Origin of the sequence: Microbacterium aoyamense (assembly GCF_023155855.1) — a bacterium.
GTDB lineage: Bacteria > Actinomycetota > Actinomycetes > Actinomycetales > Microbacteriaceae > Microbacterium > Microbacterium aoyamense.
Window position 1 is genome coordinate 392867 of the sequence record NZ_JAKNUT010000002.1, and the last position, 16113, is coordinate 408979.

At 69.3% G+C, this 16113-nt stretch carries 14 protein-coding genes; 8 read left to right on the forward strand and 6 right to left on the reverse strand.

Annotated features, from left to right (window positions below):
- Positions 1 to 27: 27 nt before the first annotated feature.
- Genes MA876_RS08665 through tkt form a run of 3 tightly spaced genes read right to left on the reverse strand, consistent with a single transcriptional unit; the run spans position 28 to position 4843 of the window.
- Entirely contained in the window at positions 28 to 1647 is a 1620-nt protein-coding gene (locus MA876_RS08665; RefSeq protein WP_248147806.1) for a glucose-6-phosphate isomerase, read from the reverse strand.
- The gene (gene tal / locus MA876_RS08670; RefSeq protein ID WP_248147808.1) at positions 1644 to 2762 is read right to left on the reverse strand and encodes a transaldolase; all 1119 of its coding nucleotides are present in this window, start codon (positions 2760 to 2762) and stop codon (positions 1644 to 1646) included. The genes MA876_RS08665 and tal overlap by 4 nt, the downstream gene beginning before the upstream one ends.
- Positions 2759 to 4843 carry a transketolase gene (gene tkt / locus MA876_RS08675; protein ID WP_248147810.1) on the reverse strand — a complete coding sequence of 695 codons (2085 nt, stop codon included), beginning with the start codon at positions 4841 to 4843 and terminating at the stop codon, positions 2759 to 2761. Before tkt ends, tal begins: the two co-directional genes overlap by 4 nt.
- A gap of 240 nt (positions 4844 to 5083) precedes the next feature.
- On the opposite strand from tkt, the gene MA876_RS08680 reads away from it, so the two are divergent.
- Positions 5084 to 6016: a heme o synthase gene (locus MA876_RS08680; RefSeq protein ID WP_248148023.1), complete on the forward strand. Its 933-nt coding sequence runs from the start codon at positions 5084 to 5086 to the stop codon at positions 6014 to 6016.
- Between the two features lie 14 nt (positions 6017 to 6030).
- Here MA876_RS08680 and MA876_RS08685 read toward each other — a convergent pair whose 3' ends face one another.
- The 3 genes from MA876_RS08685 to MA876_RS08695 all read right to left on the reverse strand — a co-directional run bounded on the left by MA876_RS08685 (position 6031) and on the right by MA876_RS08695 (position 9214).
- Positions 6031 to 7608, reverse strand: a complete 1578-nt coding sequence (locus MA876_RS08685) for a Na+/H+ antiporter (protein ID WP_248147812.1) — start codon at positions 7606 to 7608, stop codon at positions 6031 to 6033.
- 87 nt (positions 7609 to 7695) lie between these two features.
- A complete protein-coding gene (locus MA876_RS08690) occupies positions 7696 to 8136 on the reverse strand; it encodes a dinucleotide-utilizing enzyme (RefSeq protein ID WP_248147814.1) in 441 nt (146 codons plus the stop codon).
- Positions 8137 to 8236: 100 nt separating this feature from the next.
- A complete protein-coding gene (locus MA876_RS08695; protein WP_248147816.1) occupies positions 8237 to 9214 on the reverse strand; it encodes a COX15/CtaA family protein in 978 nt (325 codons plus the stop codon).
- Between the two features lie 240 nt (positions 9215 to 9454).
- Between MA876_RS08695 and sufB the strand changes: the two genes are divergently transcribed.
- The 7 genes from sufB to MA876_RS08730 are packed head-to-tail and all read left to right on the forward strand — an operon-like array spanning position 9455 to position 16109.
- A complete protein-coding gene (gene sufB, locus MA876_RS08700) occupies positions 9455 to 10873 on the forward strand; it encodes a Fe-S cluster assembly protein SufB (RefSeq protein ID WP_248147818.1) in 1419 nt (472 codons plus the stop codon).
- Positions 10874 to 12064 (forward strand): Fe-S cluster assembly protein SufD, encoded by a 1191-nt coding sequence (gene sufD, locus MA876_RS08705; RefSeq protein WP_248147819.1) that lies wholly within the window; start codon positions 10874 to 10876, stop codon positions 12062 to 12064.
- Positions 12061 to 12390, forward strand: coding sequence for a non-heme iron oxygenase ferredoxin subunit (locus MA876_RS08710; RefSeq protein WP_248147821.1), 330 nt, complete (start codon positions 12061 to 12063; stop codon positions 12388 to 12390). The genes sufD and MA876_RS08710 overlap by 4 nt, the downstream gene beginning before the upstream one ends.
- Positions 12387 to 13157 (forward strand): Fe-S cluster assembly ATPase SufC, encoded by a 771-nt coding sequence (gene sufC, locus MA876_RS08715; RefSeq protein WP_248147824.1) that lies wholly within the window; start codon positions 12387 to 12389, stop codon positions 13155 to 13157. Before MA876_RS08710 ends, sufC begins: the two co-directional genes overlap by 4 nt.
- A 9-nt stretch (positions 13158 to 13166) precedes the next feature.
- Positions 13167 to 13496, forward strand: coding sequence for a metal-sulfur cluster assembly factor (locus MA876_RS08720; RefSeq protein ID WP_248147826.1), 330 nt, complete (start codon positions 13167 to 13169; stop codon positions 13494 to 13496).
- Between the two features lie 43 nt (positions 13497 to 13539).
- A complete protein-coding gene (locus tag MA876_RS08725) occupies positions 13540 to 14700 on the forward strand; it encodes a MalY/PatB family protein (protein WP_248147828.1) in 1161 nt (386 codons plus the stop codon).
- Positions 14697 to 16109, forward strand: coding sequence for an MFS transporter (locus tag MA876_RS08730; RefSeq protein ID WP_248147829.1), 1413 nt, complete (start codon positions 14697 to 14699; stop codon positions 16107 to 16109). The genes MA876_RS08725 and MA876_RS08730 overlap by 4 nt, the downstream gene beginning before the upstream one ends.
- Positions 16110 to 16113: the final 4 nt, after the last annotated feature.

Sequence of the window (16113 nt, forward strand, 5' to 3'; positions counted from 1 at the left end):
GTGTCGCTTCCTGGTGATCCGTCCGGGCTACTGGGCTGCTTCGAACAGCGTCAGCACTTCGACCTGGGGGTCGGTGAGCGTGAGCGTCACGACGGGGCGGCCGTGATCCGCGAGCACGCTCGCATCGCCCGCGGCCTGCGCCTGGATCAGCTGGCCGAACGTGAAGGGGCGACCGGGGATCTCCAGGTCGACATCGGTCTGCTCGAGGATCTGCAGGAACACGCCGTTCGCGGGTCCGCCCTTGTGGTACTGGCCGGTCGAGTGCAGAAAGCGCGGGCCCCAGCCGAAGGTCGCGGGGCGACCCGAGTCGGCCGCGACGAGCTCGCGCAGGCCCTGCAGCTGCGGCAGGCGGAGTCGGTCGACGTAGGCCTGAACCGAGACGTAGCCGTCGGTGTCGAGTCGCGACCAGAGGGCGTCGAGGACGCCGGCGATGGTTCCGGATGCCGCGAGCTCAGGATCCGAGACACGCACCTCGACGCCGTCCACCGTGAAGGCCGGGGCCGTCGGCTCGGGGCGTGCATCCAGCAGGCCACGTGTCGCGATCTTCGCCGACTCGACGTCGGGCTGGTCGAACGGGTCGATCCCCAGCATCCGGCCGGCGATCGCCGTCGCGTACTCCCAGACGATCAGCTGTGCGCCGAGCGAGCCCGACACGAGCACTTCGCCCTCGTGGTGCTCGAAGAGGTGGAAGCGGTTCGCCTCGTCCACGAGTCGGACGATCTGCAGGTCTGCGGGCTTCGCCTCGAGCTCGGGAGAGACCGAGAGGAGCACGACGGGCAGGATGCCCGTGCCGTCCTTGCCCGTGGACTCTGCCACGAGCTGCTCGATCCAGTCGGGCAGGCCGACGATGTGCGTGCCGTCGGTGATGAGGCCGAGCTTGTCGCGTCGGGGGCTGCCGCCGGCGATCGCGGCCGCGAGGACGAGGGCCGGGTTGTCGGGGCTGTCGATCGCGACCTCGAGCAGCGTGGCATCCGCTTCGTCGAGCAGTTCTCCGATGTCGACGCCCGCGAGTCCCGTCGGCACGAGGCCGAAGGCGGTCAGGGCGGAATAGCGGCCGCCGACGGTCGGGTCGGCGTTGAAGACGCGATAGCCGTCGGCGCGTGCCGCGACGTCGAGCGGCGAACCGGGATCGGTCACGACGACGATGCGCTCGAGCGGGTTGATGCCGAGGTCGCGGAAGGCGGCCTCGAACGTGCGCTTCGCCGAGTCGGTCTCGACCGTCGAGCCGGACTTCGACGACACGACGAGCACGGTCTGCTCGAGTCCGCCGGACTCGGCGTCGCCGTCGAGCGCGGCGAGCACCTGGCCGGGCGCGGTCGAGTCGAGGATGACGAGCGGTACGCCTGCCGTCTGCGCGATGACCTCGGGGGCGAGCGACGAGCCGCCCATGCCCGCGAGGACGACACGCGTGACACCCTTGGCGACGAGTTCGGCGCGGAGTGCCTGGATCTCGGGGACGAGCGGCCGCGAGACGCTCACGGCCTGCACCCACCCGAGGCGCTTCGAGGCCTCGGCCTCGGCGGCGGGGCCCCACAGGGTCGCGTCGCCCGCCGTGATGCCCGACGCGACGAGGTCGCCGATCAGTCCGGGCAGCGTCTCGGCGACGACCGCCTTGACGTGGCCGGTGAGGTGGATGTCGAAGGTCATCGTGCCACCGCCGCCGTGTTGAGGGCTTCGCGGACGGTGTTCTTGAGGTCCTGCCACGAGGCGATGAACTTCTCGACGCCTTCGTCTTCGAGCAGCTGCGTGACGTCGGCGAAGTCGATGCCGACCGCGGCGAGGTCGGCGAAGACCTTGTGCGCCGTCTCGTAGGTGCCCGAGATCGTGTCGCCCGCGACGACACCGTGGTCGAAGGTGGCCTCGAGGGTCTTCTCGGGCATCGTGTTGACGGTGCCGGGGGCGACGAGCTCGGTGACGTAGAGCGTGTCGGGCAGGGCCGGGTCCTTGACGCCGGTCGAGGCCCACAGGGGCCGCTGCAGCGTGCCGCCCGCCGCCAGAAGCGCGGTCGCACGGGGCTCGGCGAACTTCTGCTCGTACAGCTCGTACGCAAGACGTGCGTTCGCGACGCCGGCGAGGGACTTCAGGCCGAGGGCTTCGTCGGTGCCGATCGCGGCGAGGCGCTTGTCGACCTCGGTGTCCACGCGCGAGACGAAGAACGACGCGACGGATTGGATCCTCGAGAGGTCGTGGCCGTTCGCCTGTGCGAGCTCGAGGCCCGCCAGGTACGCGTCGATGACCTCGGCGTACCGCTCGAGGCTGAAGATCAGGGTCACGTTGACCGAGATGCCCTCGCCGATCACCTGCGTGATCGCGGGCAGACCGGCCTTGGTCGCGGGGATCTTGATGAGCACGTTCGCGCGGTCGACGGTGGACCACAGCTCCTTGGCCTGCGCGACGGTCGCGTCGGTGTCGTGGGCGAGGTCGGGGGAGACCTCGATCGATACCCGCCCGTCGACACCGCCCGACTTCTCGAACACGGGCGTGAAGATGTCGGCCGCGTCGCGGACGTCGTCGGTCGTCGCGGCGAAGATGGCGTCGTCGACGGATGCTCCGGATGCCGCGAGCTCCGAGATCTGGGCGGTGTACGCCTCGGCGCCACCGCCGATCGCGGCCTGGAAGATGCTCGGGTTCGTCGTCACACCGACGACGTCGCGCGTCGCGATCAGCTCGGCGAGGTTGCCGGACGTGATCCGCGACCGCGAGAGATCGTCGAGCCAGATGCTGACGCCCGCCGCGGAGAGCTGTTCGGTGGGGGTGCTCATGCGTTCTCCTTGAGGGTTGCGCGTGCCGCTTCGACGACCGCGTCGGCGGTGATGCCGAACTTCTCGAACAGGGTCTTGTAGTCGGCCGATGCGCCGAAGTGCTCGATCGAGACCGACCGGCCGGTGTCGCCGACGATGTCGCGCCACGTGAGCGCGATGCCCGCCTCGACCGACACGCGGGCCTTGATCGCCTTGGGGAGCACGGATTCGCGGTACTCGGGCGACTGCTCGGCGAACCACTCGAGCGACGGCGCCGACACGACGCGCGCCTTCACACCCTCGGCCGCGAGCGTCTCGCGGGCGGCGACGGCGAGCTGCACTTCGGAGCCGGTCGCGATGAGGATGACGTCGGGCGTCGCGCCGTCGGGCGCGTCGACGAGGACGTAGGCGCCCTTCGCGACGCCCTCGGTCGTTGCGAAGCCGTCGACACCGCGGGGGAACACGGGGATGTTCTGACGCGTCAGGGCGATGCCCGCAGGGCCGCCGTGGCGGCGGAGCAGCTCGAGCCACGCGGCGGCCGTCTCGTTCGCGTCCGCGGGGCGCACGACGGTGAAGTTCGGGATCGCGCGGAGCGTCGCGAGCTGCTCGATCGGCTGGTGGGTCGGTCCGTCCTCGCCGAGCGCGACCGAGTCATGCGTCCACACGAAGAGGCTCGGGATGTCCATGAGCGCCGCGAGACGGACGGGCGGACGCATGTAGTCGCTGAAGATCAGGAACGTACCGCCGAAGGCGCGCGTCGGACCGTGCAGCACGATGCCGTTGACGATCGCGCCCATGGCGTGCTCGCGGATGCCGAAGTGCAGCACGCGGCCGTACGGATCGCCCGACCACTCGTGCGTCGACCACTCGGCCGGGATGAACGACTTCGCGTCCTTGATCGTCGTGAGGTTCGACTCGGCGAGGTCGGCCGAGCCGCCCCACAGCTCGGGGAGCTCGCCGGCGAGGGCGTTGATCACGAGGCCGGATGCCGCGCGGGTCGAGACATCCTTGCCCGCCTCGAACGAGGGGAGCGCCGCCGCGATGTCGCCGGGCAGCTCGCGGGCCGACACGCGATCCCAGAGCGCCTTGCGCTCGGGGTTCGCGGCGGCCCAGGCATCCCAGGACTCCTGCCACTCGGCACGTGCCTCGTCTGCCCGCGCCTGCAGCTCACGCGTGTGTGCGAGCACGTCATCGGCCACGACGAAGCTCTTCTCGGGGTCGAACCCGAGGACCTTCTTCGTCGCGGCGAGCTCGTCGGCGCCGAGCGCGGAGCCGTGGATCTTGCCGGTGTTCTGCTTGCCGGGCGATGGCCAGCCGATGATCGTGCGCAGGATGATGAGCGATGGCTTGGCCGTCTCGCCCTTCGCCGCCTCGATCGCCGCGTACAGCTCCTGCACGTCCTCGACGTACTGGCCCGTCTTCTTCCAGTCCACGACCTGCACCTGCCAGCCGTAGGCCTCGTAGCGCTTCGCGACGTCCTCGGTGAAGGCGACGTTCGTGTCGTCCTCGATCGAGATCTGGTTCGAGTCGTAGATCGCGATCAGGTTGCCGAGGTTCTGGTGACCGGCGAGGGAGGACGCCTCGGAGGTCACACCCTCCTGCAGGTCGCCGTCGCCCGCGATGACGTAGATGTGGTGGTCGAACGGGCTCTCGCCCGCCGGCGCCTCGGGGTCGAACAGGCCACGCTCGTAGCGGGCCGCGTACGCGAAGCCGACGGAGGACGCGAGACCCTGGCCGAGCGGGCCGGTCGTGATCTCGACGCCCTTCGTGTGCCCGTACTCGGGGTGACCCGGCGTGAGCGACCCCCACGTGCGGAGCGCCTCAAGATCGCCCAGCTCGAGGCCGAAGCCGCCGAGGTAGAGCTGCACGTACTGCGTCAGCGACGAGTGGCCCGCCGAGAGGATGAACCGGTCGCGGCCCACCCAGTGCGTGTCGGACGGGTCATGCCGCAGCACCCGCTGATACAGGAGGTACGCCGCGGGGGCCAGGCTCATCGCCGTCCCCGGGTGGCCGTTGCCCACCTTCTCCACGGCATCCGCCGCAAGAACTCGGGCGGTGTCCACCGCGCGCCGATCGATTTCATCCCAACGCAGATCCGACACCCGGCCGCCTTCCAAAGAGAGAGGGAGTGCGCCGTTCGAGGCCGGTCCGCGGACCGCGTCACCACGGGAGGAGCAGCCGGCGCGAAGGCGCGCGTGTGGTTTCAGCATAGCGAAGGCGCATGCCGCGTCGGGGATGCGGGACGCTGTGTGACACGAGTATGTTGCGCGCGCCGCGAAAACAGTCGTGCGCGGGCGATGCCATAGACTTGGGTGGTTCTTCAGACGGCGATTGCGGGGGCGATGGACATCTCGACAGCGTCGGCGGCCGCGGTGGCGGCGCCGACCCGGCGTCCTTCCCTCGGCCGAACCATCCGCGCGTATGTCGCGCTGACCAAGCCGCGCGTGCTCGAGCTCCTGCTCGTGACCACCGTGCCGGTCATGATCCTCGCGCAGGGCGGTTTCCCGAGCCTCTGGCTGGTCCTGGCGACCGTCATCGGCGGTTCGGCGTCCGCGGGCTCGGCCGCCGCGTTCAACATGTACCTCGATCGGGACATCGACGCGCACATGCAGCGCACGGTGAATCGCCCGCTGGTGACGGGCGAGGTGTCGCCGCGAGGTGCGCTCATCTTCGCGTGGTCGCTCGCGGTCTTCTCGACCGTCTGGCTGTGGATCACGACGAACTGGCTCGCTGCGACGTTCTCGGCGATCGCGATCTTCTTCTACGTCGTCATCTACACGATGATCCTGAAGCGGCGTACGGAGCAGAACATCGTGTGGGGCGGGATCGCGGGCTGCTTCCCCGTGCTGATCGGCTGGACTGCCGTCACCGGCTCGCTCGCCTGGCCGCCTGTGATCCTCTTCGTCCTCGTCTTCCTGTGGACCCCGCCGCACTACTGGCCGCTGTCCATGAAGTACAAGGACCAGTACGACGAAGTCGACGTGCCGATGCTCGGTGCGACCCGCAACGGGTCGCAGGTGGGGCTCCAGGTCATCCTCTACGCGTGGGCGACCGTCGCCTGCTCGCTGCTCCTCATCCCGGTCGCGGGGATGGGCCTCGTCTACACGGCATCGTCGGTCGTCTTCGGCGGCTGGTTCATCTACGAGTCCCACCGGCTCTACAACCGGGCCGTGCGCGGCACCGAGCCCCGGCCGATGCGCGTGTTCCACGCATCCATCACGTACTTGACGCTCCTGTTCGTCGCGATCGCCGTCGACCCGCTTCTGCCCTTCTGACGCCCGCCCGAGGCTCACGCCTCGGGCTTGGGGAACTGGGCCTTGAGAGCGGTCTCCTCGGCGTCCAGCGCCTGCAGCGCCGAGACGATCGCCGGCTCCTGGTACCTGCCCTCCGCGCGCGCCAGCAGGATCGCCGCTCGCTCGGACTCCAGCATCGCGCGGCGCAGACGGGCCTTCTCCTCCAGCTGAGGGATGGCGGCATCCGCTCCGAACGTGTCGAGAGTCTCGCCCAGGAAACCCGAGTCGCGGCGGAGCTGGTCGACGGTCCGCGTGTCGACCTGGGGAGTGATCTCGCGGTCGAGGCGTTCGAGGCCAGCCGCCTGGGCCTCGGCGGTCAGCATGCGCCGTTCGATGAGTTCCTGCGTGGGATTCGGCCTCGGCAGGTGCAGCGTGCGGATGATGCGGGGGAGTGCGAGGCCGCCGAGAAGGCTCGCGACCACGACGACGAAGGCGAGGAACTGGAGATACTCGCGACCCGGTGTCTCGGCCGGAAGGAGGAAGACCGCGGCCAGGGTCACGACGCCGCGGACACCGGCGCTCGCGACAGCGACGCCGTTGCCCCACGCCCAGCTGCGTTCGCGCAGTCGCCGCGGACCGCGGCGGTACAGCAGCGTCGTCGCCATGACCCAGGCGAAGTGCGATGCGACGAGGGCGAGCAGGATACCGGCGCAGATCACGATCGTCGGCCAGACCCCCGGGCCCGTACGGATCGCGCCGGCGAGCACTCCCGAGAGATTGAGCCCGATGAACAGGAACACGGCGTTCTCCAGCAGGAACTGGATCGTGCGCCAGTTCAGGCGCTCCGCGACGCGCGCCTCCGCGGAGGCCACGGCGGGTGCTCGGTAGGCGAGGAAGAGCCCGGCGATGACGACGGCGATCACGCCGGAGCCGTGCAGCAGCGCTGCGATCAGGAAGGTCGCGAAGGGCGTCACGAGCGTGAGGCTCGTGTCGAGTACGGCCGAGCGCAGACGCGAGCGGACGAGCGTCACCAGCCAGCCCACGATGGAGCCGACACCGACGCCGACGACCACGGCCACCACGAAGTCGAGAGCCACCTCGGTCGGGGTGACGACGGTGACGATCGCCGCGATCGAGGCATTGAGGGCGACGAGCGCCGTCGCGTCGTTGAGGAGGCTCTCGCCTTCGAGGATCGTCACGACGCGGCGGGGGAGGCCGAGCCGGCCCGCGATCGCCGTCACGGCGACCGCGTCGGTCGGAGCGACGACCGCGGCGAAGGCGAAAGCGGCGGCGAGGGTGATCGTGGGGATCAGCAGCCATGTCGCGAAGCCGACCGTCACGACCGTGAACGCGACGAGGCCGATCGAGAGCAGCAGGATGCTGTCGCGGCGGGCGCGGATGTCGATGAGCGATGTGCGGATCGCGGCGGCGAACAGCAACGGAGGGAGGATGCCGTAGAGGATCAGGTCGGGTTCGACGACGACCTGGGGCACGCCCGGGATGAACGAGACGGCCCCGCCGACCGCCACGAGCGCGACGGGCGCGGACCAGCCGAGCCGCCCGACGAGTCCCGTGACGGTGACGGTCGTGAGAACGAAGAGAACGATCCAGGTGATCGTTGCGACGGGATCCACGCTGTCAGTATCGGGCCTCTCGCGGCGGAGACGGCCGCGCCCCCGCCCGACGAGATGCCGGGAGGGGGCGCGGTGGGCGGCTGACCGTCAGCGCGCGGGTGACTCCGCCGGCTCGACGGTTTCTGCGTCGGTGTCCGCCCCGACGGGCTCTGCGGAGGGAGTGGCCGCTTCGATGTCGGCGACCGCGACCTGCTCGACGGCGGGCTCCTCGACCGCGTACTCCTCTTCGGTCCAGTCGATCGGCTCGATGACCTCGACCGGCGCGGCGGGACGGAGCGTCGCGAGGGACGCGACCGTGAGCGCGAGCAGGATGCCGACGACACCCGCTCCGACGAGGACGGCGCCGACGACGGCGACGGTCTGGCCGACGTACACCTCGAGGCCCGTGGCACTGCCGTCGGTGAGGGTCGTGGTCATGACGCCGATCTTGTCGGCGAGGATCGCGGCTCCGGCGGCGGCGCTGGCGAGGGAGCCGGCGACGAGAACCCAGAACGGGATGCTGCGGACGAGGCTGGGACGGCTTGTCATGGGGGAGTCTCCTCGGGAGTCATGGCGGCACGAGCGGCCGCGGCATCCATCACTCTCTTGTGCCGACCCGAGTCGAACGTATGCGGTTCCTATGGATCAGCTACGAACGTGCGGCTTCTTCGACTTCCGACGGCGCGACGGCGCCGATCGCTGCGGGTGTCGAGAGATTCATCACGACCGCCGTCATCGCGGCGACCAGGGTGACGGCGAGCACCATGTGGATGCTCACGAGCGCGATGGGCAGCCCCGTGCGCGCCTGCCAGAGTCCGACGGCGATCTGCACGCACTCCGTCGCGAGCAGGAGCCCGACCCACAGGCGCAGGCGCTGCGCGGGCGGCGTGCGCCACGATGCGATGAAGAGCGCGATCGTGAGGGCGAAGAGCACGTACGCGGGCCACGAGTGGATGTGCTGCCACAGCACCGGGTCGAGGCCGTTGCGGGCCGCTTCGTCGTCCCCCGCGTGCGGGCCGGAGCCCGTCAACAGGATGCCGATGAGCACCGTCACGACGACGGCGGCCGCCGTCGCAGAGGTGAGAGCGGTGAAACCTGTGCCGACCGCGCGGGTGCGCGGGCCGCCGGGGGAGTACGTGCGGCACACGAGCGCAGCACCGTTCGCGACGAGTGCCGCCGAGATGACGAAGTGGATGCCGACGAGGGTCGGGGGCAGGTGCAGCCAGACGATGACGCCGCCGATGACGGCCTGCAGGATGATGCCGATGCCGTTCGCGAACGCGAGGGCCTTGAGGTCCCGACGAGTGGTGCGGATGACGGCGAGGAAGGCGAGCAGCGCGATCACGACGAGGACGCCGGTGAGCGTGCGGTTGCCGAACTCGATGAGGCCGTGGACGCCGAGCTCCTGCGTCGGGGTGAGCGAGTCGGCCGTGCAGTACGGCCAGGTCTCGCATCCCATTCCCGATCCCGTCAACCGCACGAGACCGCCGGTCGCGACGATCACGACGTTGCTGATCAGCACGAGCCACGCGAGCACGCGTGCCGCCCGGCCCACGCGGTCGGGCAGTCGGCGCCACAGGCGCGTGGGCATGCCCGGGCGTGCGGCGGTCGACGGTTGCGGCGTCATGGCGCGCGGCCTCCTGGGGATCGTGCCGAGTGGGCATCAGGCCCCCCGTGTCGGGGAGGAGCCTGTAGAATCAAGGGGTCGGACTGCGCGCTCTGCGAGCTGCGCGATCCACTGACAGTTTAGGCGCGATGGACGGCGCCACTTGAGGGGCCCACCAGCGGCATCCATTCCTGCGAATACATCGCCGGTTCGGAATGCCGGGGCGGATGACACCGTTGCGGCCCAGAGGAGAGTGTGACGATGGCGGATGTCCTGATCGATCGACCCGAGCTGGAAGGCCTGGGTCAGTACGAGTTCGGCTGGCACGACGAGGACGCCGCGGGCGCCGTCGCGCAGCGCGGCATCAACGAAGACGTCGTCAAGGGGATCTCGTCCCTGAAGAACGAGCCCGAATGGATGCTCAAGACGCGCCTCAAGGGCTATCAGCTCTTCGGACGCAAGCCGATGCCGACGTGGGGCGCCGACCTCAGCGAGATCGACTTCGACAACATCAAGTACTTCGTGCGCTCGACCGAGAAGCAGGCGGGGTCCTGGGAGGAACTGCCCGAAGAGATCCGCAACACCTACGAGAAGCTCGGCATCCCCGAGGCCGAGCGCCAGCGTCTCGTCGCCGGCGTCGCCGCGCAGTACGAGTCCGAGGTGGTCTACCACCAGATCAACGAGCAGCTCGAGGCTCAGGGCGTCATCTTCATGGACACCGACACGGCGCTGCGCGAGCACCCCGAGTTCTTCGAGGAGTACTTCGGCACCGTGATCCCCGCGGGTGACAACAAGTTCGCCGCGCTCAACACAGCCGTCTGGTCGGGCGGATCGTTCGTCTACGTGCCGCCGGGCGTGCACGTCGAGATCCCGCTGCAGGCCTACTTCCGCATCAACACCGAGAACATGGGCCAGTTCGAGCGGACGCTCATCATCGCCGACGAAGGCTCGTACGTGCACTACATCGAGGGCTGCACGGCGCCGATCTACAAGAGCGACTCGCTGCACTCGGCGGTCGTCGAGATCATCGTGAAGAAGAACGCCCGCGTGCGCTACACGACGATCCAGAACTGGTCGAACAACGTCTACAACCTCGTGACCAAGCGTGCGATCGCGCACGAGGGCGCGACGATGGAGTGGATCGACGGCAACATCGGCTCCAAGGTCACGATGAAGTACCCGTCGATCTTCCTCGTGGGCGAGCACGCCAAGGGCGAGACGCTCTCGGTCGCCTTCGCGGGCCCCGGTCAGCACCAGGACGCCGGCGCGAAGATGATCCACATGGCGCCGTACACGCAGTCCTCGATCGTCTCGAAGTCGATCGCGCGCGGCGGCGGCCGTGCGGGCTACCGCGGCGAGGTGCGGGTGGATGCGAACGCCCACCACTCCGCGAACACGGTTCGCTGCGATGCCCTGCTGGTCGATTCGATCTCGCGCTCCGACACGTATCCGGCGATCGACATCCGCGTCGACGACGTGCAGCTCGGTCACGAGGCGACGGTGTCCAAGGTCAGCGAAGAGCAGCTGTTCTATCTGCAGTCCCGCGGCATGCCCGAGGACGAGGCGATGGCGATGATCGTGCGCGGCTTCATCGAGCCCATCGCGCGCGAGCTGCCGATGGAATACGCGATGGAACTCAACAAGCTCATCGAGATGGGCATGGAAGGCAGTGTCGGCTAAATGAGCTCGGCTGTTCAGAGCCCCGTGACCATCCCCGGCGCGAAGGGCCACACCGATGGTGCGGGCGCTTTCGTGCCGGTCCAGACCCGTTCGGCGCGCCCGTGGTCGTTCGACCCCGCCGACTTCGAGGCCCCCGCAGGCTTCGAGGTCAACTGGAAGCACACTCCGATCGCGCGCCTCGTGCCGCTGTTCGTCGACGAAGCCGGCCCCCACGGCGTCATCGACGTTACGGTGAGCGCCCCGGCATCCGTCCAGCAGCTCGAGCTGAAGGTCGGCGAGGCGCCTCGCGGCGAGGTCTTCCGGCCCGAAGACCTGCCCAGTGCGATCGCCTGGGCTCAGGAGCCCGTCGCGCCGCTCGTGCGCATCCCTGCGGGTGTCGAGCTCGACGAGCCCGTCGTGATCGACCTCGTCGGAACCCCCGGCCTCGCCCACGCTCACGTCGTGATCGAGGCGCAGGCGAACTCGCGCGGCACCGTGCTGCTGCGCCATCGCGGCACGGCGACCCACGCGCAGAACCTCGAGATCATCGTCCGGGACGGTGCGAACCTCGACGTCGTCTCGGTGCAGGAGTGGGAGGACGACGCGATCCACGTGTCCGCCCACCAGGCGCGCGTCGACAAGGACGCCAAGCTCCGCCACATCGTCGTGAGCTTCGGCGGCGGCGTCGTGCGCGTCAATCCCTCCGTCGAGCTCGCGGGCACGGGGTCCGAGGCGGAGCTGTTCGGGCTGTCGTACTCCGACTCGGGTCAGCACCTCGAGAGCCAGGTCTACCTTCACCACAAGGGCGCGCACACGAAGGGCGACGTGCTCTACAAGGGCGCCCTGCAGGGTTCGGGTGCTCGGAGCGTCTGGATCGGCGACGTGCTCATCGGACCGGATGCCACGGGCACCGATTCCTACGAGGCGAACCGCAACCTGGTGCTCACGGACGGCGCACGGGCCGAGTCGATCCCGAACCTCGAGATCGAGACCGGCGACATCCAGGGTGCCGGTCACGCGAGCGCCACCGGGCGCTTCGACGACGAGCAGCTGTTCTACCTGCAGGCTCGCGGCATCGATGAGGAGCAGGCCCGTCGCCTCGTCGTGCTGGGCTTCCTCGCCGAGATCGTCCAGAAGATCGGGATCCCCGACCTCGAAGAGGAGCTCTTCGCCGCGATCGAGGTCGAGCTCACCCGCGGGGCGGAGCTGTGAGCGCACAGCGCGTCGCCGCACTCAGCGAGCTCGAGCAGGATGCCGCGATCCGTGTCGAGGTGGACGGCGTGCCCATGGCGCTCGTCCTCGACTCCAACGGCGAAGTGCATGCGATCGGCGACACGTGCACCCACGGCGACATCTCGCTCGCCGAGGGCTTCGTCGACGGTGAGACGCTCGAATGCTGGGCCCACGGCTCGGCGTTCTCGCTGCGCACCGGCAAGCCCCTCAACCTTCCCGCCTACGAGCCCGTTCCCGTCTACGCCGTCGTGATCGACGGCGACGACGTGCTCATCGATCCCACCATTCTTAAGGACATCTCATGACGACCCTCGAGATCCGCGACCTCTTCGTGACGGTCGAGACGGATGCCGGCACCACCCCGATCCTCAACGGCGTGACCCTGACGATCCGCACGGGCGAGACCCACGCGATCATGGGCCCCAACGGCTCGGGCAAGTCGACCCTCGCGTACACGATCGCCGGTCACCCCAAGTACCAGGTCGTCAGCGGGTCGATCACGCTCGACGGCGAGGACGTCCTCGAGATGTCGGTCGACGAGCGCGCACGCGCGGGTCTCTTCCTCGCGATGCAGTACCCCGTCGAGATCCCCGGCGTCACCGTGACGAACTTCCTCCGCACCGCGAAGACCGCGATCGACGGCGAGGCGCCCTCGATCCGCACGTGGACGAAGGACGTCAAGGAATCCATGAAGAATCTGCGTATGGACCCGAAGTTCGCGCAGCGCAACGTCAACGAGGGGTTCTCGGGCGGCGAGAAGAAGCGCCACGAGATCCTGCAGCTCGAGCTGCTCAAGCCGCAGATCGCCGTGCTCGACGAGACCGACTCCGGCCTCGACGTCGACGCGCTCAAGATCGTGTCCGAGGGCGTGAACCGGGCGAAGGCCGAGACCGACCTCGGTGTGCTCCTCATCACGCACTACACCCGCATCCTGCGCTACATCCACCCCGACTTCGTGCACGTCATGGTCGCGGGCCGAATCGTCGAAGAGGGCGGTCCCGAACTCGCCGATCGCCTCGAGGACGAAGGCTACGACCGGTTCCTCGAGCCCGTCGTCGACGCGGACGCGTAGGATCGTTATATGACCGCAACCCTCGCACCCGAGAAGTACGACGAGGTCACCGATGCGCTCAAGGACGTCATGGACCCCGAACTGGGGATCAACGTCGTCGATCTGGGGCTCATCTACGACCTGGGCTGGGATGACGAGAACGACGCTCTCGTCATCCACATGACGCTCACGTCGGCCGGCTGCCCGCTGACCGACGTGCTCGAAGAGCAGACGGCGCAGGCCCTGGACGACGTCGTGGAGCGCTTCCGCATCAACTGGGTCTGGATGCCGCCGTGGGGCCCGGAGCGGATCACCGACGACGGCCGCGACATGATGCGGGCGCTCGGTTTCGCGATTTGACGTCGCCGATCGGCCAGGCGCGCCCCGCCGATAGGCTCGATGGGTGAGCGTCACCCCCCTCGAAGCACTCCCCCTCGAACTCCTGCGACAGCGGGCGAGCACGAAGTGGCGCAAGTACGGGGACGACGTCCTGCCCTTCTTCGTGGCCGAGACGGACTATCCGCTCGCGCCCGCGATCACGCGAGCGCTCCAACGCGCGGTCGAGCTGGGCGACACCGGCTACACGCCGCCGGCGCCCGGCATCCGCGAGACCTTCGTCGGCTTCGCGCAGCGGCGCTTCGGGTGGACAGTCGATCCGTCGCACGTCTTCTGGACGGGCGACGTCATGATGGGCGTCGTCGAGATCCTGCGCCGCATCATCGAGCCCGGCGACCGCGTCATCGTCATGCCTCCCGTCTATCCGCCCTTCTACGACACGGTCGAAGAGGCGGGCGCGGTCGTCGAACGCGTCTCGCTGCAGCGGACGGATGCCGGGTGGCAGATCGACCTCGACGGCGTCGAGGCGGCGCTCGAGGCGGGCGCGCGAGCGATCCTGTTGTGCAACCCGCACAATCCGACCGGCACCGTCCATTCGCGCGAGAGCCTGGCGGCACTCGCCGATCTCGCGGACCGATTCGGCGTCCCCGTCGTGAGCGACGAGATCCACGGTCCTCTCGCGCACGCGCCCGTCGTGTTCACTCCATTCCTCACGGCGTCCGACGCCGCGCGCCGCGTCGGCTACGCCGTCACGAGCGCGAGCAAGACGTTCAACCTCGCGGGCCTCAAGTGCGCCGTCATGATCGGTGGATCCGATCGTCAGGCGAACGTGCTCCGGCGACTCCCCGCAGAGGTCGAGTGGCGCACGGGGATCTTCGGCGGCCTCGCGCACGTCGCCGCGTGCTCACCCGAGAGCGACGCCTGGGTCGACAGCCTGCTGGCGGCGCTCGCGCACAATCGCGCACTGCTGTCGCAGCTTCTCGCCGCACATCTTCCTCTCGCGACCTACGTGGAGCCGGACGCCGGATACCTCGCGTGGGTGGATGTCTCGGCGTACGGGTGGGGCGACAATCCGGCGCGTGAGATCCTGCGGCGGACGAAGGTCGCGTTCCACCACGGTCCGCTGTTCGGCGACGAGGGCAAGGGCTTCGTGCGCATCAACTTCGGCTGCTCGCCCGACATGCTCGCCGAGGCGATCGAGCGCGTCGGCGCACTCGCGCGGTCATGAGCCAGCCGCACGAGCCCGCTCCCACCGGACCGCTCGACGTCGTCGCGCCCGTCGATGACGAACAGTCCGGGAGCGTATGGGCGCCCGAGTACCTGTGGGTGACGATCGGCGCCATCGCCCTCGTGTTCCTCGCCGCGATGCAGGCTCTCGCAGTCACGACCGTCATGCCGATCGTCGCCGACGATCTCGACGGTGCGGCCCTCTACGCCGTCGCCTTCTCGGGCACGCTCGCCACGAGCGTCATCGGCATGGTCGTCGTGGGCGGGTGGAGCGACCGATCGGGGCCGGTCTGGCCGCTCACGAGCGCCGTCGTGCTGTTCTTCGCGGGGCTGCTCATGGCCGGCTTCGCGCCGACGATGGAGCTGCTCGTCCTTGGGCGCCTCGTGCAGGGGCTCGGGACCGGCGGGATGACGGTCGCCCTCTACGTCGTCGTCGCGCGCATCTATCCCTCGTGGCTGCACGGCCGCGTCTTCGCCGCGTTCTCGGCCGCGTGGGTCGTCCCGTCGCTCATCGGCCCGTTCCTCGCGGGCGCCGTCACGGAGTACCTGCACTGGCGGTGGGTGTTCCTCGGCGTCGCGGTGCTCACGGGCGTCGCCTACGCGATGGTGGCGATCAGGCTCTGGACCACCCCGCTGCACACCGACCATCCGTCGACGGCGCGCCTCCTGCCGCGCATCCTGTGTGCGATCGCCGTCGCCGCCGGCACGCTGGGGCTCAGCCTCGCGGGCGAAGCGCAGGGATTCGCCGGCGCGGTCGTCGCGGCATCCATCGTCGTCATCGGGTTCGCCGCCCGGCCGCTCCTGCCGCGTCGCACGCTGCTGTCGGGCGCGGGGCTGCCCAGCGTCATCCTCATGCGCGGCCTCATCGCGGGGGCGCTCTTCAGCGCCGAGATCTACGTGCCCTACCTGCTGATCGCGGATTACGGCTTCTCACCGACGTGGGCGGGCCTCGGTCTGACGGCGGCCGCGATCCTGTGGGCGGTCGCCGCCGAAGTGCAGGGTCGCTTCGGCGATCGGCTCGGCAACGCCCGCATCACGATCCTCGGCATCGTGCAGCTCGTCACAGCGCTGGTCATCGTCGCCGCGACGGCGTGGTGGCACCTGCATCCCGTCGTCCTCGTCGTGGGGTGGGCGTTCGCCGGCAGCGGCATGGGTCTCATGTACCCGCGCCTCACGGTGCTGACGCTCGCGTACTCGACCCCGCAGAACCAGGGGTTCAACTCGGCGGCGCTGTCGATCTCGGACTCGATCGGCGCGGCGACCGCGATCGCGGTTCTGGGCCTCGCGTTCACGGCGCTGTCGGGCACGCATGCCGCATTCCCCGCCGTGTTCGCGATCGCCATCGTGCTCGCACTCCTCGCCCTCGTGCCGGGGCTGCGGATGGGTCACGCCCACGAGGCCGCTCGCTAGCCTG